The organism is Streptomyces aurantiacus, from assembly GCF_001418335.1.
Lineage (GTDB): Bacteria > Actinomycetota > Actinomycetes > Streptomycetales > Streptomycetaceae > Streptomyces > Streptomyces aurantiacus.
This window is the reverse complement of record NZ_LIPP01000071.1, coordinates 1-21052: the sequence shown is the minus strand read 5'-3', so window position 1 is coordinate 21052 and position 21052 is coordinate 1. Positions and strand designations below refer to the sequence as shown.

At 69.9% G+C, this 21052-nt stretch carries 17 protein-coding genes; 9 read left to right on the top strand and 8 right to left on the bottom strand.

From position 1 onward, the window contains the following. Positions 1–11 precede the first annotated feature (11 nt). Positions 12–1805 carry an FAD-binding dehydrogenase gene (locus AOK01_RS10490; RefSeq protein WP_055510673.1) on the top strand — a complete coding sequence of 598 codons (1794 nt, stop codon included), beginning with the start codon at positions 12–14 and terminating at the stop codon, positions 1803–1805. A gap of 59 nt (positions 1806–1864) precedes the next feature. Here AOK01_RS10490 and AOK01_RS10485 read toward each other — a convergent pair whose 3' ends face one another. Further along, the gene (locus tag AOK01_RS10485; RefSeq protein ID WP_055510672.1) at positions 1865–2593 is read right to left on the bottom strand and encodes a FadR/GntR family transcriptional regulator; all 729 of its coding nucleotides are present in this window, start codon (positions 2591–2593) and stop codon (positions 1865–1867) included. Positions 2594–2833: 240 nt separating this feature from the next. Between AOK01_RS10485 and AOK01_RS10480 the strand changes: the two genes are divergently transcribed. From AOK01_RS10480 to AOK01_RS10465, 4 genes are all read left to right on the top strand, one after another. After that, a complete protein-coding gene (locus AOK01_RS10480; RefSeq protein WP_055510671.1) occupies positions 2834–4075 on the top strand; it encodes an aminotransferase class V-fold PLP-dependent enzyme in 1242 nt (413 codons plus the stop codon). A gap of 81 nt (positions 4076–4156) precedes the next feature. Then, complete coding sequence (locus tag AOK01_RS10475; protein ID WP_055510670.1) at positions 4157–5461, top strand: ABC transporter substrate-binding protein; 1305 nt, start codon at positions 4157–4159, stop codon at positions 5459–5461. Positions 5462–5463: 2 nt separating this feature from the next. After that, the gene (locus AOK01_RS10470) at positions 5464–6513 is read left to right on the top strand and encodes a carbohydrate ABC transporter permease (RefSeq protein ID WP_079103313.1); all 1050 of its coding nucleotides are present in this window, start codon (positions 5464–5466) and stop codon (positions 6511–6513) included. Beyond that, positions 6510–7346, top strand: coding sequence for a carbohydrate ABC transporter permease (locus tag AOK01_RS10465; protein ID WP_055510669.1), 837 nt, complete (start codon positions 6510–6512; stop codon positions 7344–7346). The genes AOK01_RS10470 and AOK01_RS10465 overlap by 4 nt, the downstream gene beginning before the upstream one ends. A gap of 121 nt (positions 7347–7467) precedes the next feature. Here the strand turns inward: AOK01_RS10465 and AOK01_RS10460 are convergent, their stop codons facing one another. Then, entirely contained in the window at positions 7468–8973 is a 1506-nt protein-coding gene (locus tag AOK01_RS10460; protein WP_055510772.1) for a SulP family inorganic anion transporter, read from the bottom strand. Between the two features lie 285 nt (positions 8974–9258). Between AOK01_RS10460 and AOK01_RS10455 the strand changes: the two genes are divergently transcribed. Further along, the gene (locus AOK01_RS10455; protein ID WP_055510668.1) at positions 9259–9669 is read left to right on the top strand and encodes a MerR family transcriptional regulator; all 411 of its coding nucleotides are present in this window, start codon (positions 9259–9261) and stop codon (positions 9667–9669) included. A 482-nt stretch (positions 9670–10151) separates the two neighbouring features. Here AOK01_RS10455 and AOK01_RS10450 read toward each other — a convergent pair whose 3' ends face one another. From AOK01_RS10450 to AOK01_RS44050, 4 genes are all read right to left on the bottom strand, one after another. Next, positions 10152–10931 carry an SDR family NAD(P)-dependent oxidoreductase gene (locus AOK01_RS10450; RefSeq protein WP_055510667.1) on the bottom strand — a complete coding sequence of 260 codons (780 nt, stop codon included), beginning with the start codon at positions 10929–10931 and terminating at the stop codon, positions 10152–10154. 76 nt (positions 10932–11007) lie between these two features. Next, on the bottom strand, positions 11008–11661 hold the full coding sequence (locus tag AOK01_RS10445; protein WP_055510771.1) for a maleylpyruvate isomerase N-terminal domain-containing protein: 654 nt from the start codon (positions 11659–11661) through the stop codon (positions 11008–11010). 82 nt (positions 11662–11743) lie between these two features. Continuing rightward, a complete protein-coding gene (helR, locus tag AOK01_RS10440; RefSeq protein ID WP_055510770.1) occupies positions 11744–13912 on the bottom strand; it encodes an RNA polymerase recycling motor ATPase HelR in 2169 nt (722 codons plus the stop codon). A 261-nt stretch (positions 13913–14173) separates the two neighbouring features. Further along, on the bottom strand, positions 14174–14965 hold a 792-nt coding region (locus AOK01_RS44050; RefSeq protein WP_169800117.1), incomplete at its 3' end, for an alpha/beta hydrolase. Positions 14966–15067: 102 nt separating this feature from the next. On the opposite strand from AOK01_RS44050, the gene AOK01_RS10435 reads away from it, so the two are divergent. Beyond that, positions 15068–15487 carry a winged helix-turn-helix transcriptional regulator gene (locus AOK01_RS10435; protein ID WP_055510666.1) on the top strand — a complete coding sequence of 140 codons (420 nt, stop codon included), beginning with the start codon at positions 15068–15070 and terminating at the stop codon, positions 15485–15487. A gap of 14 nt (positions 15488–15501) precedes the next feature. On the opposite strand, the gene AOK01_RS10430 is transcribed toward AOK01_RS10435, so the two are convergent. Beyond that, positions 15502–17079, bottom strand: coding sequence for a glycoside hydrolase family 43 protein (locus tag AOK01_RS10430; RefSeq protein WP_055510665.1), 1578 nt, complete (start codon positions 17077–17079; stop codon positions 15502–15504). A 133-nt stretch (positions 17080–17212) separates the two neighbouring features. Here AOK01_RS10430 and AOK01_RS10425 point away from each other — a divergent pair, with 133 nt between their 5' ends. Continuing rightward, positions 17213–18136 (top strand): SMP-30/gluconolactonase/LRE family protein, encoded by a 924-nt coding sequence (locus AOK01_RS10425; protein ID WP_055510664.1) that lies wholly within the window; start codon positions 17213–17215, stop codon positions 18134–18136. 21 nt (positions 18137–18157) lie between these two features. Here AOK01_RS10425 and AOK01_RS10420 read toward each other — a convergent pair whose 3' ends face one another. Beyond that, complete coding sequence (locus AOK01_RS10420) at positions 18158–19576, bottom strand: glycoside hydrolase family 76 protein (RefSeq protein ID WP_055510769.1); 1419 nt, start codon at positions 19574–19576, stop codon at positions 18158–18160. A 317-nt stretch (positions 19577–19893) separates the two neighbouring features. Here AOK01_RS10420 and AOK01_RS10415 point away from each other — a divergent pair, with 317 nt between their 5' ends. Further along, positions 19894–20994 carry a LacI family DNA-binding transcriptional regulator gene (locus AOK01_RS10415; RefSeq protein WP_079103311.1) on the top strand — a complete coding sequence of 367 codons (1101 nt, stop codon included), beginning with the start codon at positions 19894–19896 and terminating at the stop codon, positions 20992–20994. Positions 20995–21052 lie beyond the last annotated feature (58 nt).

The following is a 21052-nucleotide window of genomic DNA, read 5'->3' as shown; positions in this document are numbered from 1 at the left end:
GAAGGCAGCCCATGGAGAACTCCCCGGTCCCAGCCGCGATCACACGGCGCCGCGCGCTGACGGTGGCGGGCGGCGCGCTCGCCGGCACCGCCCTCGCCCAGGCGACGGCACCGGCGTTCGCCGCCTCGGCCTCGTCGTCGGACGCGGACGCGATCGTCGTCGGAGGCGGGCTCGCCGGCCTGGTCGCCACGGCGGAGCTGGCCGCCGCGGGCCGCAAGGTCCTGCTGCTCGACCAGGAACCCGCCACGAACCTCGGCGGGCAGGCGTTCTGGTCCTTCGGCGGCCTGTTCCTCGTCGACTCCGCCGAGCAGCGGCTGATGGGCATCAAGGACTCCCAGGAGCTGGCCTGGCAGGACTGGCTGGGCACGGCCGGCTTCGACCGCGGCATCGACGACCCGGCGGGCCAGGACCACTGGGCCCACAAGTGGGCCGAGGCGTACGTCGACTTCGCGTCCGGGGAGAAGCGTTCCTGGCTCGCCGGCCTGGGCGTGCAGTGGTTCCCGATCGTCGGCTGGGCGGAGCGCGGCGGCGGCCTCGCGGACGGACACGGCAACTCGGTGCCCCGCTTCCACGTCACCTGGGGCACCGGACCGGCGGTCGTCGAACCGTTCGAGAAGAAGGTGCGCGCGGCGGTCGCGGACGGGAAGGTCACCTTCAGATTTCGGCACCGCGTCGACGGACTCGTGACGGCCGGCGGAGCCGTCACCGGCGTCCGCGGTGCCGTTCTGGAGCCGAGCAACGCGGCCCGGGGCAAGCCCAGTTCGCGCACGGTCGTCGGTGACTTCGAGCTGCGGGCCCCGGTCGTGATCGTCACCTCCGGCGGCATCGGCGCCAACCACGATCTCGTACGGCAGAACTGGCCGGCCCGCCTCGGCACCCCGCCCAAGACGATGATCACCGGAGTGCCGGCCCATGTGGACGGCCGCATGCTGGCGATCACCGAGAAGGCGGGCGGCCGGATTGTCAACCCCGACCGGATGTGGCACTACACCGAGGGGCTCAGGAACTACGACCCCATCTGGCCGGACCACGGCATCCGCATCCTGCCGGGCCCGTCGTCCATGTGGTTCGACGCCACCGGCAAACGCTTCAGCGCGCCCGACATGCCCGGTTACGACACCCTCCACACGCTCAAGTCGATCACCGCGTCCGGGCACGACTACTCGTGGTTCGTCACCACCCAGAAGATCCTCGCCAAGGAGTTCGCGCTCTCCGGCTCCGAGCAGAACCCGGACCTCACCGAGAAGAACATCTGGATGCTGCTCTCACGCATCTGGCAGACCCCCGAACCGATCGAGAAGTTCAAGAAGAACGGCGTGGACTTCGTCGTGGCCACGACCCTGTCCGAACTCGTCCGCGGCATGAACAAACTGACCGGCGACGGTCTGATCGACCTGGCCGACCTCACCCGCCAGATCACCGCACGCGACCGGGAGATGGACAACCCGTACACCAAGGACGCCCAGGTCATGGGCATCCGCAACGCCCTCGCCTATCCCGGGGACACCCTCAGCCGCACGGCCGCCGCCCACAAGATCATGGATTCGAGCGCCGGGCCGCTCATCGCCGTGCGCCTCAACATCCTCACCCGCAAGACCCTCGGCGGCCTCCAGACCGATCTGTCCGGCCGGGTCCTGGACGCGAGCGGCACGCCGGTTCCCGGACTGTACGCGGCCGGCGAGGTATCCGGCTTCGGCGGTGGCGGAGTGCACGGATACCGCTCCCTGGAGGGCACGTTCCTCGGCGGCTGCCTCTTCTCGGGCCGCGCGGCGGGGCGGGCGGCGGCGGAGGCGACCGGCACCTGAGCCCCGCCATTTGAGCCACGTCACCGGAGCCGCAGACGGACCGTCGGTTCGCGGGGGCGTCACGCCGGGGTGGCGTCGGCTCCGTCGTTGTCCACTTCCTGCACTTCCTCCACGGGCGGCATGAAGGCCCGCAGCCAGCGCTCCGTCTGGGCGACATGGGCCTCGGCCGCGCCGGCGGCGGCGCCGGGGTCGCGGTCGGCGATCGCGGTGGCCAGCACGCGGTGGTCCGCGTCGCTCTTGCGCCGCAGCTCCGGACCCTCGGGGAGGGTGAAGATCTGGTACTTGCGGGAGCGGGCGCGGAAGACCGCGAGCAGGGAAGCGAGAGTGGGGTTCTCGGCGGCCCGGGCGATCTCGGCGTGGAAGCGGTGGTCGAGGTCCGAGGCCTCGGCCGGGTCGTCGGTGGCCTCCATGGCCTCGATGAGGGAGAAGAGCGACTTCACCGTCTCGGGCGTCCGTCGCGCGGCGGCCTTGGCCGCGACGTGCGCCTCCAGCACCCGCCGGATCTCGTACACCTCCAACAGGCCGGGCAGCGGCAGGAGTTCGAGGGTCAGCGAGAGGCTTCCGATGATGTCTTCCGGCCTGAGCTGGGAGACGTAGGTTCCCGAGCCGTGCCGCGGCTCGACCACGCCCAGGGCCGCGAGCATCCGTACGGCCTCGCGCAACGGGCCCCGTGAGACGCCGAGTTCCTCGCCGAGGTCGGCCTCCGGCGGAATACGGTCCCCCGGACCGAGACGCCCCGTCGCGATCATGTGACGCAGGCCGTGGAACGCCCTGTCGACTGCGGACATCCGATTTTCCTCCCCTGACGGTCCGGCGGCAGCACCGAACCCCTCGGGCACTCTACGGCCAGACAGACCCTGCCGAGTCATCAGATGTCTCCGATGTATCGACCGAAAGTCATCTGATGACTATCGCCGCACAACCCTTGCGTGGCGCAAAAATGCCGTGCAGGATGCCGAGTCATCATACGTGTCCCGCTGACGGTCTGACGTCTCGCGGACATTCGGGTTCGGTAGATGTGGAGTGATGTGAGCGAGACCGAGGTCACCACCGCCCCGCGCCCCCTGCTGCTGGCGGACGGCAGTCCAGCCGCCCGCGCGTGGTCGCTCGACCCCGTCATGAAGCACCTCAACCACGGCTCGTTCGGGGCGGTCCCGCGGGTGGCCCAGGAGCGGCAGAACGAGTTCCGCGCCGAGATGGACAGCTCGCCGGTGGTGTGGTTTCCGGCCCTGCCGCAGCGGCTCGCCGCCACCCGGGTCGACCTCGCGGCCTTCCTGCGGGTCGCCCCCGACGACCTGGCCCTGGTGCCCAACGCGAGCGCCGGCATCAGCGTCGTGTTCGCCTCGCTCCCGCGCCGCCGCGGTGGCGGGATCGTCGTCACCGACCACGGCTACGGAGCCGTGACCATGGGCGCCGAACGCCTCGCCCGACGCTGGGGCGGCGAGGTGCGCACTGCCCGGGTGCCGCTGGACGCGCGCGAGGAGCAGGCGTACGAGGCCGTGGTCTCCGTGCTCGACGACGCCACGGACCTGATCGTCCTCGACCAGATCACCTCCGCGACCGCACGCCGGCTGCCGGTGGAGCGGATCGGCGCCGAGGCCCGGCGGCGCGGCATCCCGCTCCTGGTCGACGCCGCGCACGCCCCCGGCCTGATCGAGGCCCCGCTGGACGGCCTGACCTGCGACTTCTGGGTCGGCAACCTGCACAAGTGGGGCTGCACACCACGCGGTACCGCCACGCTGGTCGCACGCGGCGACCTGCGCGACGACCTCTACCCCCTGATCGACTCGTGGGGCGCCGCCGACCCCTACCCCGACCGCTTCGACCAGCAGGGCACGGTGGACGCCACCGGCTATCTCGCCGCGCCCACGGCCCTGGACTTCGTCGAGACCACCTGGGGCTGGGACACGGCCCGCCGCTACATGGACGACCTGGCCGGCTATGCCGAGCACGTCATAGGCGACGCCTTCGCCGAACTGACCGGCACCGCCGGCACCGTCGACGTGGGCATGCCGGTGCCCGGCATGCGGCTGGTACGGCTGCCGGCGGGCCTGGCGGGCAGCCGCGTCGAGGCCGACGCGCTGCGCGACCGGGCGGCCCGCGAGCTGGGCGTGGAGGCGGCCTTCACCAGCTTCGGCGGCATCGGCTACCTGCGGCTGTCGGCGCACGTCTACAACACGGCCGCCGACTACGAGTACTTCGCCGAGGACTGCGTCCCCCTCCTCGGCCGGTGGGCCCGCGCGGCCCGTGAACGCCCCGAGGTGTCGTAGGCGCACCCCGCGCCCCGCGACGCCCTGTCCGAAGCCGCGGTCGACGCGGCCGTATCAGCATCAAAGAAAGAGGACGGCACGATGAGAAGAAGGACGGCAGCTCTCGCCCTCGGCACAGCCGCCACGATGGTCCTGACCGGCTGCTCCAGCATGAGCGGCTCGGGGGCCGACGGCACGGTCACCCTCAACATGGTCGAGAGCCTGACGAACCCGGCCCGCACGGACCTGTTGAAGGGCCTCATAGCGGACTTCGAGAAGCAGAACCCCAAGATCGATGTCAACCTCGTCTCGCCGCCCACCGAGCAGGCGGACCAGAAGATCCAGCAGATGCTCCAGTCCGGCAGCGGCGTGGACACCCTCGAAGTGCGCGACACGACGGTGGGGCCCTGGTCGAACAACGGCTGGATCTACGACATGAAGACCGACCTCAAGTCCTGGAAGGGCTGGGAGGCGATGACGGAGAACGCCGTCAAGGCCTCCGAGGACGCCGACGGCAAGACGTACTTCGTCCCGTACGGCTTCTACGGTCTGAGCGTCTTCTACCGCAAGGACCTGATCGAGGAGGCCGGCTTCAGCAAGCCGCCGGCCACCTGGGACGAACTGCTGGAACAGGCCTCCGCCATCCACGACCCGGGCAAGCGTAAGTACGGATACGCCTTCCGCGGCGGAGCCAACGCCCAGGGCAACGCCACCGCGGTCATCGAGGCGTACGTGGCCGACGAGATCGACACCGCCGACGGCTTCAAGCTGAAGAACGGCAAGACGATCTTCTCGGCGCCCGAGGCGCTCGACGCCATGCAGACCTACCTCAAGCTCTTCAAGGACGCGTCCCCGAAGTCGTCCGTCTCCTGGGGCTACCCGGAGATGGTCGAGGGATTCTCCAACGGCTCCACTGCCTTCCTGCTCCAGGACCCCGAAGTGATCGCCACCGTCTCGGAGTCCAAGTCCATCAAGAAGGACCAGTGGAGCACCGCCCCGCTGGTGGCAGGCCCCAGCGGCAAGACCGTACAGCCGCTGGCCACCGCCGGGTGGGGCGTCGCGGACGGCAGCAAGCACAAGGCCGAGGCCGTCAAGCTGGTCGAGTTCCTCTCCGAGGGCGAGGCGTCGACGAGCTTCACCAAGAAGAACAGCCTGGTGCCGATCCTCAAGTCGGCCGCCGAGGACCCGTTCTACAAGACCGGCCCGTGGTCCAGCTACGTCACCATGACGGAGAACCCGGACACCTACCTCAACGTCAGCCAGCCGCGCGGTGTCGCCTGGTGGACCGAGTGGCAGCAGAAGGCCGACGCCGACATCCAGAAGATGGTGCTCGGCAAGACGACGCCCAAGGCGCTGCTGGCCGGCTGGGACACGTACTGGACCGAGAAGCGGCAGCAGGAGAACTAGCCATGTCCACCGCGTCCGAAGCGACGGACCCGACGAACCCGACGGACCCGACGGGACCGAAGAAGGCGGCGAAGGACACGAAGGCCACGACGGCGACGAAGACGGGGGCCGCCGGCAACGGGGGCGCCCCGCCCGTCCGCAAGGTCCAACAGGGCCGCCGCAAACCGGAGTTCACCGCTCGGCGCGGTTTCCTCATCGCCGTCTTCATGGCCCCGGCCGCGATCTTCGTGGCGGTCTTCACGTACTACCCGATGATCGCCGGCAGCCAGATGGCCTTCCGCCACTGGAACCTGTCCGACCTGACCGACACCTCCTGGGTGGGCCTGCAGAACTTCCACGACGTCTTCGCCGACCCGGCCTGGGGCACCGTGCTGGGCAACACCGGCATCTGGGTGATCGGCTCGATCGTGCCCCAGCTGGTGATCGGCTTCGCCCTCGCCCTGTGGCTGCGACGCAGGTTCCCCTTCCGGGGCCTCTACCAGGCGCTGGTCTTCTTCCCCTGGGCGATCTCCGGATTCCTCATCGGCATCCTGTTCCGCTGGATGTTCAACAGCGAGTTCGGCGTCGTCAACGACCTGCTCCAGAAGGCCGGTCTCATCAATGAGCCGGTCGCCTGGCTGGCCGATCCGGACACGGCGATGTTCGCCGTCCTGGTCGCCAACGTCTGGTACGGGGTCACCTTCTTCACGATCATGATCCTCGCCGCGCTGCAGTCGATCCCCGAGGAGCTGTACGAGGCGTCGGCGCTCGACGGCGCCGGCAAGGTGCGCACGCTCTTCCAGATCACCATTCCGTACATCAGGGTCACGCTCGCGCTGACCGTGCTGCTGCGCATCATCTGGATCTTCAACTTCCCCGACCTGATCTTCGGGATGACCGGCGGCGGGCCGAACAACGAGACGCACATCGTGACCACCTGGATGATCAAGATCACTCAGCAGGGCGACTACGGCAGGGCCTCCGCGCTCGGCCTCGTCATCGTCGCCGGCCTGCTGCTGTTCGCGGTCTTCTTCCTGCTGGCCACGCGCGAGAAACGAGAGGTGAGGTCGTGATCGGCAAGGAGTCCACGGCCGGCCGGGCCGCGAAGTTCACCTTCCTGGGGCTGTGGCTGGTCTTCACCGTCTTCCCCCTCTACTGGATCACCATCACGTCGCTCAAGGCGCCCGGCGACATCTTCGCCTTCCCGATCGCCTACTGGCCGGAGAACTTTTCGCTGGAGAACTACAGCGGGCTGTTCGGCAAGGCCGACTTCGGCGTCTACCTCACCAACAGCCTCATCATCGCCACCGTCGCGGGCGCGGTCGCCACCGTCATCTCGATGCTGTCGGCGTACGTGCTGGCCCGCTTCGAGTTCCGTACGAAGTCCGCGCTGCTGATGGCCGCCCTGGTGACCCAGATGATCCCGACGTTCATCGCGCTGGGGCCGCTGTACCTGCTCATGACCGACCTCAAGATGGTCGACAACCGGCTCGGGCTCATCCTCGTCTACATCGCGGTCTGCATCCCGTTCTGCACGGTGATGCTGCGCGGCTTCTTCGAGAACATCCCGGACGCGCTGGAGGAGGCCGCCATGATCGACGGCCTGTCGCGGTTCGGGGCGCTGTTCCGGGTGCTGCTGCCGGTGATGCGTCCCGGGATCGTGGCCGCGTTCATCTTCAACTTCGTCAACTGCTGGAACGAGCTGTTCCTGTCGGTGACCCTGATGAACAGCGACAGCAACAAGACGGTCCCCACGGCTCTGAACGGGTTCATCTCCAGCTTCAACATCGACTGGGGCTCGATGTCCGCGGCGGCGGTCCTCACCATCCTCCCCACCATGCTGCTGTTCGCCTTCGCCAGCCGCCACATAGTCCAGGGCCTCACGGCAGGAGCGGTAAAGGGCTGACACCGCGGCCTGCGGGGCCGCCCCTTCAGGGGCGCGGGGAACTGCGCGACCAGCCACGACCGACCCGCAGCCGACGACGAACCGGACCACCCCCACCCCCCCCCGGAGGGCAGGGCACCAGTCAGTGCCCGCCGCTCAACTCCCCGCTGAGCCTCTCGTGGATCCGCGCACTGGGCGCGTTCAGCCCGACGATCTCCACCGTCTTCCCCCGCTGCGCGTACTTCGTCTCGATGGCGTCCAGGGCCGCGACGGACGAGGCGTCCCAGATGTGCGTGGCGGTCAGGTCGATGACGACCTTGTCGGGGTCGCCGGCGTAACCGAACTGGCCGACGAGGTCGTTGGAGGAGGCGAAGAACAGCTCGCCGGTGACGGAGTAGACGACCCGGCCACCGTCCGGGTCGGTGACCGAGGTGACCTCGGCGAAGTGGGCGACCCGCCTGGCGAAGACGACCATGGCTGTGACGGAGCCGACGACGACGCCGATGGCGAGGTTCTCGGTGGCGACCACACAGACGACGGTGATGACCATGACGGCGATCTCGCCGAGCGGCATCCGCTTGAGGGTCTTCGGGGCGATGGAGTGCCAGTCGAAGGTCGCGAGGGACACCATGACCATCACCGCGACCAGGGCCGCCATGGGGATGTCGGAGACGACCGGCCCGAAGACGATGCACAGCACCATCAGGAACGCGCCGGCGAGGAAGGTGGACAGCCGGGTACGCGCACCGGAGACCTTCACGTTGATCATGGTCTGGCCGATCATGGCGCAGCCGCCCATACCGCCGAAGAAGCCGGTGACGATGTTGGCGATGCCCTGCCCGATCGACTCCCGGGTCTTGGAGGAGTGGGTGTCGGTGATGTCGTCGACCAGCTTGGCCGTCATCAGCGACTCCATCAGGCCGACCAGCGCCATGGCGAGCGCGTAGGGCGCGACGGTGGTCAGGGTGTCCATCGTGAACGGCACGTCGGGCAGGCCCGGCACCGGCAGTGAGGACGGCAGGTCACCCTTGTCCCCGACCGTCGGCACCGCGATCGCGGCGGCGAGGGTGATGGCGGTGAGGACGACGATGGACACGAGTGGGGCCGGCACCACGGTGGTGATCCTCGGGAAGAACACCATGAGAAGGAGGCCGCCGGCGATCAGTGGGTAGACCGGCCAGGGCACGTCGTGCATCTCGGGGACCTGGGCCATGAAGATCAGGATGGCGAGGGAGTTGACGAAGCCGACCATCACGCTGCGGGGCACGAAGCGCATCAGCTTCGCGACGCCGAGCGCACCGAGGACGATCTGGAAGACGCCGGCCAGGATGACGGCGGCGATCAGGTAGCCCAGGCCGTGCTCGCGGTTGAGCGGGGCGATGACGAGGGCGACGGCGCCGGTGGCGGCGGAGATCATCGCACGGCGTCCGCCGACGACGGAGATGGTCACCGCCATGGTGAAGGACGCGAACAGGCCGATCGCCGGGTCGACCCCGGCGATGATCGAGAACGAGATCGCCTCGGGGATCAGCGCGAGCGCGACCACCAGACCGGCCAGGACCTCGGTACGCCAGGCCTTCGGGTCGGACAGCCAGTCGGGACGCAGGCCGCGCAGTCGCGCGACAGGGGACAGTGCGGACGTGGACAAGGAGAAAAAGTACCTGTCGTGCTCGGGCACACCTGGTATCACCCTGGCGTGGCAGGAAGGGGGCAGAGGGCGTCGTCGCCTCCGACACGGTCGTCGGCCGGGGGAACAAATCTTCCGCACCTCGGAGTGGGAACGACGGAGAGCCGACCAGATGATCACATACTACCTTGGTCGGCCTCCCACGGCCCGGGCGACGGACGCGGACGAGACAGGTAAGACATACGCGATAGACACGACAGACGTGACAGAAGAGACGCACGAGACAGACGAGGTAGGGCGCCCCGAATGAGCAGCGAGCACATGCAGATCGGCGAGGTCGGCGCGCGGACGGAGCTGGCGCTGCGCACGATTCGGCATTACGAGACGACGGGTCTGGTCACCCCCTCCGCCCGTTCCCAGGGCGGCTTCCGCCTCTACACCAGGGAAGACGTCGCCCGGCTGAAAGCGATCCGCCGCATGCAGCCACTCGACTTCACCCTGGACCAGATGCGGGACCTGCTGGACATCACCGACCGTCTCGACGCCGAGGACGACCTGACGGCGTACGAACGGCAGTCCCTGCTGAGGCGCGTCCGCGAGTACGAGCAGCAGGCCGCCTGGCAGGTGGAGAAGCTCCGCACCCAGCTGGTGGAAGCGGAGGAGTTCGCCCGGACGCTGCGCAAGCGCCTGAACCGTGACCGCGTGGCGACGGCCTGAGCGCGCGACCGGGCGGCTGACGGCCACGTCGCCCTGACTGCCGGGCCGCGCTTCAGCGGTTGCCGGGGTCCACGGGAACCGTCGCTCCCGCCACGCGAGCAACGTCGTGTGCATCGAGTGGAGTGCGGTCTTGACGGCGTTGGCTGCCTGTTCCACCGGCTCGGGTCCTTCGGCCTCCACATCGCCGATCAGGGCCCGAGCGGCCTGCTTCAGAGCGTTGCGCGTCTCGTTGGCGGGAGCGAGAAAGGCACTGTAGGCATCGCGCCTGGACCCCGATCTGCCGGCGGCTCGACCACCCGGAGACGGCCGACGCGGAGACGGTGCCGACGACACCCACCGTTGCTCCCAGCAGTGCTGCGATTCCCTGATCCACACGGAGATTGTGCACCTGTCGGTCCACCGGGCCGCCCGCAACCCTGCCGGAAAGCACGGCACTTGACGGCGCAACGGAGTTGTCGGGGTGGTCGGGGTGATCTGGGTGGTCAGTGGACGGAGAAGCCGCCGTCGACGTGGATCGACTGCCCGGTGACGTACGCCGAGGCGGTGCTCGCCAGGAAGACCGCCGCGCCCGCGAAGTCCGCCGCCAGCCCGTTGCGTCCGGTCAGGGTGCGTGCCGCCAGGGCCGCCACCTTGTCGGGGTCGGACGACAGGCGCTGGTTCAGCGGCGTCATCACGAAGCCCGGCACCAGCGTGTTGACGGTGACGCCGTGCGGCGACCAGGCCTCCGCCTGCGAGCGGGCCAGTGACTCCAGTGCTCCCTTGGAGACGCCGTAGGCACCGCTCTGGACGAAGGCACGGTGCGCCTGCTGCGAGGTGATGTGGATGATCCGCCCGAAGCCCCGCTCGGCCATGGCCGGGCCGAACCGCTGGCCCAGCAGGAAGGGCGCGTCCAGGTTCAGCGCCATGGTGCTGTCCCAGACCTCTTCGCTCAGCTTGCTCATCGGGGGCCGCAGATTGACTCCGGCGCAGTTGACGAGGATGTCGGGCTCGCCGAAGACCCCGGCTGCCTGCTCGGCGGCCTCGCGTACGCCCGTACGGGTACTCAGATCCGCGCTGACCCGGGCCGCACGGCAGCCGAGGGCGCTCAACTCCCCGACCGTCGCGGCCAGTTCGGCCTCCTTGCGGGCCACGATCACCACGCGGGCCCCGGCGCGGGCCAGGGCCTCGGAGATGCCACGGCCGATACCGGAGCTGCCACCGGTCACCAGGGCGATGCGGCCTTCCAGGGAGAACAGTTCTGAGAGGTAGTGCTGCGAGTCCATGGAGGCACCCTAGAAGGGNNGCCCTTCTAGGGTGCCTCCATTCAGTGCGTAGACCCAGGTCAGGCGCTTGGACCGCTCAGCCCAGGACGAGTGGGAGCCGTGCGGCGAAAGCGCCCAGGGCGGCCTTCTCCGCGTCGGTCGGTGGTCGCCGTCCGGTGCCGACCAGCAGCGCGGCCCTGTCGGAGAACGAGGCGGGAAACGGGGTTCCGGCGATCTCCTCCAGCGACGCACGAGCCGCCGCGAGGGTCTCGGCGGGCGGCCCGGCGGCCGAGGGCAGGCACGCGATCAGGTCCAGGTGGTGCAGGGTCCATTCGAGTACGTACACGGACAGGTAGTCGCCGACCGTCAGCACCTCGTCGCGGGTGCTGACGCGGGCGGCGGGATCGGCGAGCCGGGCGGCGCGGCCCGCGGCGGAACCGACGTCGTCGAAGTGGAACTTGAGCCACCGTGGCTCGCCGTACGCGGCGGCCAGCCGGGGGATCAGGGCGTCGAGCGGGTCCTCGCCGGTCGGCGGTTCGACGAGGTGCCAGTAGGTGACCGCGTCCACGGTCGGTTCGGTGTCGGCGGGTGTGACCAGGGTGATCAGCACGTCCTGGGCGTCGATGACCAGGTGGCACACCAGGTCCCGTACGAGCCATCCGGTACAGCCGGACGGCCGCTCGAAGTCCGCGTCCGGAACTTCGGCGACCGCCGTGCGCAACGCCGTCCAGGAGTGCGAGAAGAGATCCACCGCGGCACGGTAATGCCGGACCGCCGCGGCGGACAAGCGCAGTGCTGGCGCCCGCGCTCCAGGACCCGGTCGGCGGCCGGCGTCAGGTGCTCGTGAGGACGACCAGTTGCTGGGTCGCCCGCGTCATCGCGACGTAGCGGTCGACCGCTCCCTCGATGCCTGTGCCGAACGTCTCCGGGTCGACGAGGACCACCAGGTCGAATTCAAGGCCCTTCGACAGCTCCGGGGTCAGCGACCGGACGCGGGACGTCGCCCGGAACGTCGGATCGCCGATGACGCAGGCGATCCCGTCGGCATGCGCGCCGAGCCAGGTGTCGAGGACCGAGTCCAGATCCGTCACCGATCCGTGTACGACCGGGATGCCGTTGCTGCGGATCGACGTCGGCACGTTGGCGTCCGGGAGCGCGGCGCGGATGACCGGCTCGGCTTCCGTCATGACCTCTTCCGGCGTCCGGTAGTTGATGGTGAGGGAGGCCACGTCGATCCGGTCGAGTCCGATCCGCTCAAGCCGTTCCCGCCACGACTCGGTGAATCCGTGCCTGGCCTGGGCGCGGTCCCCGACGATGGTGAAGCTCCGGGACGGGCAGCGGAGCAGCAGCATCTGCCACTGCGCGTCGGTCAGTTCCTGGGCCTCGTCCACGACGACGTGCGCGAACGGGCCTGCGAGCAGGTCCGGTTCGGCGGTGGGCAGTTCGGACTCGTCGACCATGCTGACCTTGGCGTCCTCGCCGCGCAACATCCTCACCAGGCCCTCGCCGTCGTCACCGTCGGCGCCGGAGTCGGCCGCGGCGTCGATCAGGTTGTCGACGACCTGTGCCATGCGCTCGCGCTGCGCGGCGAGAGTGGCCTCGTGCCGGCGTCTGCGCCGAGCCGTCTCCGGGTCGCCGAGCCGCTGCCGTGCCGCGTCCAGGATCGGCAGATCGGACACCGTCCAGGCCTGGGCGTCCGCGCGCTGCAGCTTCCTCACGTCCTCGGGGCCGAGCCAGGGAGCGCACATCCGCAGGTAGGCGGGCACGGACCACAGGTCCCCGACGAGGTCGGCCGCTTCGAGCAGCGGCCATGCGCGGTTGAGGGTCCCGGTCAGCTCCTCGTCGTGCAGCAGTGCCCGCCGGAACAGGTCGGGCGGGACGTCGCCGTCGTGCTTGTCCAGCAGGATGGTGAGCAGGGTCTCCCAGATCTGGTCGCGTGCCTCGTTGTGCGCGGTGCCGGGGCCCGGCGTCTCGAACGCCTCGGCCCAGTCGGCGGCACTCAGCCAGACGTCCGACCACGGGGTCGAGACCGCCATGCCCTCGGTGGGCGGCGCCTCGTAGAACCTGGCGGCCGTCTCGACCGCCTGCACCATGCGCGCGGAGGACTTCAGAGCGGCCACGTCCGGGTCGGTCTCGTCCGCCGCCGTGGCTCCCTCGGCGACGAGGTCCCGCAGGGTGCACGTCTGCACACCTTCCTCTCCGAGGCTGGGGAGGACGTCGGCGACGTACGCCAGATACGGCTGGTGCGGACCGACGAACAGCACGCCGCCCCGCCGCTGACCGAGCCGGGGGTCGGAGTAGAGGAGGTAGGCGGACCGGTGCAGCGCGACGACGGTCTTGCCCGTACCCGGACCGCCGTCGACGACGAGGGCGCCGCGGGATCCCGCGCGGATGACGGCGTCCTGGTCGGCCTGGATGGTGGTGAGCACGTCCCGCATCCGGGACGACCGGGTACTGCCCAGGCTTGCGACGAAGGCCGAGTGGTCGTCGAGCGCGGCGTGCCCTTCGAGTCCCTCGGCGGTGAACACCTCGTCCCAGTAGTCGCTGATCCGGCCGCGGGTCCAGCGGTACCTGCGGCGGCTTGCCAGGCCCATCGGGTTGGCGTGGGTCGCCGCGAAGAACGGCTCGGCTGCGGGGGAGCGCCAGTCGATCAGCAGCCGGCGCCCGCCGCTGTCGGTGAGGCCGAGCCGTCCGACGTACAGGGGCTCGGTCGCGTCCGCGCCGACGACGTGTCCCAGGCACAGGTCGAGGCCGAAGCGGCGCAGGGCACGCAGCCGGCTCGTCAGCCGGTGGATCTCCGCGTCCCGCTCCATCGCCTCCCGGCCGATGCCGCCCGGCGCCCTGCGCTCGGCTTCCAGACGGCCGGACAACTCGGCGATCGCCTGCTCCAGGCTCTCCGCGATGGCCGCGAAGTGCCGCTCGTCGCCGCCGATCAGCAGCGGGTCCGCCTTGGGGGAGAGATGGTCTGGAAGGTCGAACGCACTGGTGGTCAGGGAGTCCATGACACCGACTCCGATCCATGGACCGACAACAACACACGCACTCGTGAATCTCCCGTTTCCGCAGGTACTGGCCTTCGGCGAGTGATTCTGCGGCACGACGGGGGCCTTGCCGCAAGCCCCCCGGTGCGCTATAAGTTGAGAGTGGCAAGGAGAGGGTGTTCCTCCTTGCCTCTTGTTTTTTCGCCTCCTATTTCTGCCCGGCCGTCGCCGCGGCCCTTGCCTCAGTCCCCGCCCCCGCCCCCGCCTTCGTCCCGGTCGTNNGGCGGGGCGGTGCAGCGGGATGATGTGGCCGCAGTCCTCGATGATGTGGCCGACGACATGGTCCGCCACCGGCCGTAGCTGCCGTTCGAGCGCTCCGCCCACCGGCCGGGCACCGATGGCCATGGTGGGCACGGTCAGCCGGGCTGTACGGACCGCTTCCTGGATCTGCCGGGCGCTCGACGGCAGTGCGCGGTAGTACGAGAAGGCGCAGCGCAGTGACTCGGTCCCGGTGTACGCGTCGACGAAGGCGTCACGGATGGCGGGCTCCACGCCCTGCCCGAGAGTGCCGGCATCGAGGAACCAGTCGATGTACTCGGCTTCGTGCCCGGTGAGTACGGATTCCGCGAGGCCGGGTTCCGAGTGGAAGCCGAACCACCACGGTGCCCCGTGGGCGAGGAACTCCTCGGCGCCCGGCAGCCCGCCGAGGAGCGACTCCATGACCACGAGTTGTCGGACGAGGTCGGGGCGGCGCATGGCGAGCAGAAAGGCCGGCGGGGTGCCCGCGTCGATGCCGATCACGGCCGCGGAACTCACCCCGAGAGCGTCGAGCACGGCTTCGGCGTCCGCCGCGAGTGTGCCGGCGTCGAGGTCGCTCGCCACTCGTGCGCTCGCGCCCAGTCCTCGCAGGTCCGGTGCGATCACCCGGTACCGGTCGGCGAGCCCGTCCATGACGTGGGTCCACAGTTCCCAGGTGTGCGGGAAGCCGTGGAGCAGCAGGACGGCCGGGCCCTCACCGGCCAGGGCCACGTTGAGGTCGACGCCGTCGACCGTGACTCGCCGAAGTTCCACGATGACCTCCAGGTCAGTTGCTGTTACCAATGGTGACAACAGAACGATAGGTAAGTACGGTGGGGGAGCCAAGACCGCACTTCTGACACAGGTGGTGAGCCCGAGGTGACCCCCTCGACCGTTGGACGTCCTTCACGCGGAAGTCGCGGAAATCGTGGAGATCTTTTCGATCCGGAGTGTCCGACCCGGCGTCTGCTCGACCGGATCGGCACGAAGTGGATGTCGATGGCGGTCAAGGTGCTGGCGGAGGCGTCCCCGGAAGAGGTGCGCTTCGCGGAACTGCAGCGCAGGATGGCCGGCGTCTCGCAGAAGATGCTCTCCGTCACCCTTCAGGCGATGACCCGGGACGGCCTGGTCGGCCGCCGGGTGGAGCCGACGGTGCCGCCCCGGGTGTACTACCGGCTCACCCCGCTCGGCCTGTCGCTCGAAGGGCCGCTGGCCATGGTCCGTGCCTGGGCCGAGGAACACATGGCCGAGATCGACGGCGCCAACCGGAGAAGCCAGGACGAGGCCGCCACCGACTGACACGGCACCACCGGTCAGGCGGGTCCCAACTCGAACCAGTCGAAGGCCGCGCTGCCCCGCGTGGCGTACATGCCGAGGACGCGGCCGGTGAAGCCGCCTGCGACCTCGGTGGTGAGGTAGCGGCCGTCGAGCTCGGCGAGGATCTCGAAGGCACCGTCATCGGCACCGCCGTTGTCGCCGTCGCCGTCGCCGTCGCCGGTGCCGGCCGTCTCGTAACCCAGGCGGAGGGTGTCGGGGCCGCCGCCGCGCAGGCCGGGCGGGGGAGCCGTCTTTGGGTCGCGGGAGGTGATCGTGGGCGGCAGGACGTCGGAGGTCGTGACGTCGATCCGCAGCCTCACCGGTCCTGCGGGCACGGCCCGTTCGGCGACGGTGTGGCGCAGCGGGCCGATCCTGGCGATCGCGCGGACCATGCCGTCGCTCACCTCCACCTCGTAGTGATGCGCCTCGTCCAGGCGCACCGCAAGGCCGCCCCGGCCGCCGTCGGATACGTCGATCAGCGTGCGCGCGGTGCAGTCGGGGTCACGCTGCCGCCGTCCGACGAACAGCGCGCCCGGTGTGTCGAGGCTGTCCGCGCGGGCGTGCAGCACCAGGTGGCCCGGCCGTTCGTCGAGACGTACCGCCTCCGGGTCGCCGCGCCGCAGCGTCACCCAGCGCGGCGCGAGCGCGGGGGAGTCGAAGTCGTCCAGGTCCGGCTCCCGCGGCCAGGGGTGCGGTGCGAGCGCCGGAGCCTGCGCACGCGATTCCAACGGTCCGGGCAGCGGCCACTCGTCCTCCCACCGCACCGGTGCCAGGAACGTCTCCCGGCCCATGCCGTGGTACATCGGTGTGTCGCCACGGGGCCTGGTGCCCAGCAGCACCATCCACCAGCTGTCGTCGTGTGCCCGCACCAGGTCACCGTGGCCGGTGTTCTGCACCGGGTGGCCGGTACTGCGGTGGGACAGCACGGGGTTGGCCGGATACGGCTCGAACGGCCCCGGCAGCGTACGGGCCCTGGCCACCGACAGGGCGTGCCCGCGTTCGGTGCCACCCTCCGACAGCAGCAGGTACCACCAGTCGCCGATCCGGTACAGGTGCGGGCCCTCGGGATACTGCAGTCCGCTTCCCGACCACATCGGAACCGGCTCACCCAGCGGTTCGCCGGACTCGGGGTCGATGCGGACCCCGTGGATGCCGTCGGCCGAGAACACGCACCAGCAGGTCCCGTCCTCCTCCCAGGCCAGATCCGGGTCGATGCCCGGAATGCCGACCGGTACCGGATCCGACCAGGGACCCGCCGGGTCCTCGGCGGTCACCAGGATGTTGCCCGCCCCGGCGACCACGGTCGTGATCAGCCAGAAGAGGCCGTCGTGGTGGCGCAGCGTGGGCGCGTACACCCCCGTGGACGCGGCTGCCGTGTCCGGCAGCGCCAGCTGGGAGGGCCGGTCCAGGGCATGCCCGATCAGCCGCCAGTGCACCAGGTCGCGGCTGTGCCACAGGGGCACGCCCGGTACGTACTCGAAACTGGACGTCGCCAGGTAGTAGTCGTCGCCGACCCGGCAGATGCTCGGGTCCGGGCTGAACCCGGGTATGACGGGGTTGTCGAAGAGCTCCATGTCGGAACGCTACCCCCCGCCGAACGGCGGAGCTTCGGACGTCCGACCTGGCAGGATGCCGTTCAGGAGACATGCCTCGGAAAACGCGCCTCGGAAGACGCGCCTACGAACGGCTGAAGGAGAGAACAGAGACATGGACACCGATCGCCCCGCACTGTACGAAGTACTCGACGACAGGTTCCGTACGGAGAAGTGCACCGCGGGTGATCTGCAACTGGAGACACTCCACGTCGGCTCGCGCTGGGCGGAGGGGCCGCTGTACGTACCGGCGTGGCGCCAGTTGATCTGGAGCGACATCCCCAACGACCGGCTGCTGCGCTGGGACGAGGCGACCGGTGCGGTCGGTGTCTTCCGCTCGCCCGCGGGGCACCCCAACGGCAACACCCTGGACCGTGCGGGCCGGCTGGTCAGCTGCGAGCAGGGCAACCGCCGGGTCACCCGGACCGAGCACGACGGCTCGGTCACGGTGCTCGCCGACCGCTACCGGGGCAAGCGGCTCAACAGCCCGAACGACGCGGCCGTGAAGTCCGACGGTTCGATCTGGTTCTCGGACCCGGACTTCGGCATCACCAGCGACTACGAGGGCGTGCGCGGCGAGAGCGAGATCGGCGCCAACAACGTCTACCGGATCGACCCGGCCACCGGCGAGGTGCGACTCGCCGCCGAAGGCTTCGGCGCGCCCAACGGGCTGGTCTTCTCGCTGGACGAGAGCGAGTTGTACGTCTCCGACACCGGGGCCGGCCAGATCCGCGTCTTCGCGGTGCACGCGGACGGCACCCTTTCCGACGGCAAGGTCTTCGCCGAGATCCGGGAGGCGGACGGCGGCCGCTTCGACAACATCCGCTTCGACGACCAGGACCACCTCTGGGTTGCCGCCATGGACGACGGAGTGCACTGCTACGCCCCGGACGGCACCCTCATCGGCCGCCTCCTGGTGCCCAACACGGTCGCCAACATCCGCTTCGGCGGACCGCGGCGCAACCGCCTCTTCATCACGGCGAACGACACGCTCTACTCGCTGGTCATGGGGGTCACGGCGGCGCCGACGGCGCTGTGACCCCCGGCGGCCCGGCGGGACTCAGGACGCGGCGTTCATCAGGTCCAGGGCGCTCTGCTGGCGAGCGGCGTCCGTCCTGTCCACGGGGCCGTACCAGCGCAGGCCGTACTGGTCGAGGGCGTTGCGGTCGGCGGCGTAGGCCTGTGCGGCCTGCTTGTTGAGGTACGCCGTGTAGGGGCGGTCGGACAGGGCCGCGTTGAGCTTCGCCAGGCCGCGTACGTCCGCGCCCTTGAAGGAGGGCCCGTCGCCGCCGCAGTCACCCGACTCGCACGGGTCCCTGAGGATGCCGGCCGAGGTGTTGAGCTTGCTGGAGACGGTGTTGGCGTCGGCGATCCGGCGGGCGGCGGCGAGCACGGAGGCGTCACCCGTGGCCTTGTGCAACTCGGTGAGTCCCCCGACGAGTTGGCCCTGGTTGTACGACCACACCGTGCTGTCGCCGACCTTGCAGGTGCTCAGACTGAGACCGTCACTCACCGTCCCGTCGGAGTTGATCATGCCGGTGCCCTGGAACCAGCTCCAGTCCGCCTTCGCGCGCTGGAGGTAGGTGGTGTCGCCCGGGATGCGGTTGTGCAGCGCGGCGTTGAGCTCGATGTAGAGGGAGTTGGGAATGGCGTTCTTGTACGTCTTCGCCGTGCTCCACCACACCCCGCCGCCGCAGGTGTTGTCCCAGTAGGAGGCCATGTGGTCCGCGTCGGCCCGGGCCGTGGCCAGATAGCGGGGGTCGCCGGTGAGGTCGTAGGCCGCGATCCAGGTCAGGCCCCACCACCCGGTGTCGTCGATGTACTCGTTGCGGAACTGCCCGTCGGCGGCGTTGCGTTGGAGGTCGTAGGTCCGCCCGATGGCGTACGTGTAGCTCTGCATGCCGGTGACCCTGGCGTTGTCGATGACGGAGTGCAGCGCGTTGGCGGAGTTCCACCAGCCGGTGGTGTCGAACAGGCCGGTGCCGTAGTTGTAGAACTGCATCTGCGCAGTGGCCGCCGCGGTGCGCCGGTCGGCGGCGTTCCAGGTGGACCGGGCCCACGGCGTGCAGACGATGTCGGTACGGTCGGCGGCCTTGCCGCAGGCGCGCAGGGCGCCGACGCCGTGGTTCGCCCAGTCGTCGACGTTGTACATCAACGTCCGCCAGCCCGTCTGGCCCGTCGGGGTCTTGGTGGCACCGAGCCTGCTGTTCGCCGACCAGGTGCGACCGCCGTCGAACGAGCGGTCCATCCACACCTCGTCACCGGGACTGCCGTTGCCCACGGACGCCCAGCCCATGGCGTCGGCGTCGTCGAAGTGCAGCGTGAACGTGCGCGAGAAGAGCGTGGCGGTGACGGGTCTGCGGTCCTGGCCGCTGAGGGCCGGATCCCGGGCGTCGCAGTACTTGTTGCAGATCGTCGCGGCGGCTGCGGAAGGGGCTGCCGCAGTAGGCGGAGCCGCCTGGACCAGTAGGGCCGACATCGTTGTCAGCGAGAGTGCGAGTGCGGCGAGGGACGATCGCATGGCGCGCATGGATGAACTCCCGAGGCTTGCCGAACGCTGCGGTGGGGGGCACAGGGGCTGGTCCTTGGAAAGGCTCGGCGTGGACGTTAACGGCAAGCCCCGGGCAGGTCAATGGTCCGGACGAATGTCCCGTCCGGCGCGGAGGACGTCCACCCCCGTTCCTGTCCCGTTCGTGCGAAGAAGTTCTGTCGCACCCCTTGACCGTTCCCGTGCGAGCGCAGCACAGTTCTGGTTATGCGCATTACTTATACGTATTAGTGGAGCGAGTGAGGAGCATGGTGGAGCAGCCCAGCAAGCGACCCAGGCGAGGGCGGACCCCCGCGGCGACCGGACGTACCTCCCGGCCGCGGCAGGCGGAGGTCGCCCGGCTGGCCGGAGTGTCCCAGGCCACGGTGTCGCTCGTGCTGTCGGACAAGGCGCAGGGGTCGGCGATATCGGACGAGACACGGCAGCGGGTGCTCGACGCGGCCCGCAGCCTCGGCTACGTACCGGACCCGGCCGCACAGCGTCTGGCGGCGGTTCGCAACAACCTGCTCGGCGTCTACAGCTTCACGGCCACCTTCCCGACGGACGTGGAGCACTCGTACTATCCGTTCCTCGTCGGCGTGGAGCGAGAGGCCGCCGCGCGTGGCTACGACCTGGTGCTGTTCACGGGGTCGAGTTCCGGCGGCGCCGGGGCGGCCGGGCCCGAGGCGCTGAACCGGGTCCGGCTCGCGGACGGATGCCTGTTCCTGGGCCGCCATGTGCCGAGCGCCGAGTTGAAGCGGATGGTCGCCGACGGGTTCCCGGTCGTGCACCTGGGCCGCCGCGAGGAACTGGAAGGACTGTCCTGGGTCGGCGCCGACTACGTGAGCGCCAGCAGCGAAGTGGTCCGGCATCTGGCGTCCTTGGGGCACCGCCGGATCGTGCTGATCCGCGAGGACGACGACGCGCCTGCCTCGACGGACCGCCAACAGGGCTTCCTGGCCGGGCTGGAGGCCGCCGGACTGGCCGGCGGGCCCGACGCCGTCTTCCGCAGCGCCGACCCCGGGCGCGACGTCACCCCCGACCGGCTGCGCCGTTGGATCGCCGAAGGGGTCACCGCGTTCGTCGCGGAGGAGACCGACACCGGGAACGCCTGGCGGGCCGTGCACGCGGCAGCGGCCGAGGCGGGCCTCACCTGCCCCGGCGACCTCTCCCTCGCACTGCTCGGCAGCCCTCCGCCCGACCTCGCCGGTGCCGCGGAGCCCACCGGATTCGATGTGCCCCGGCACCAGTTGGGCGCCGCCGCGGTCCGGATGCTGGCCTCGCTCGTGGCGGGGGAGACGGCCGACGAACCCCTGGTCGCCTGTGCCTTCAGGCCCGGGGCGACCACCGGCAGCCCGCCGGAGCGATGACGGTACCGGCGCGCGCCAGGCATCGAGAACCACCCGCTACAAGCCCGCCCCCACAGGC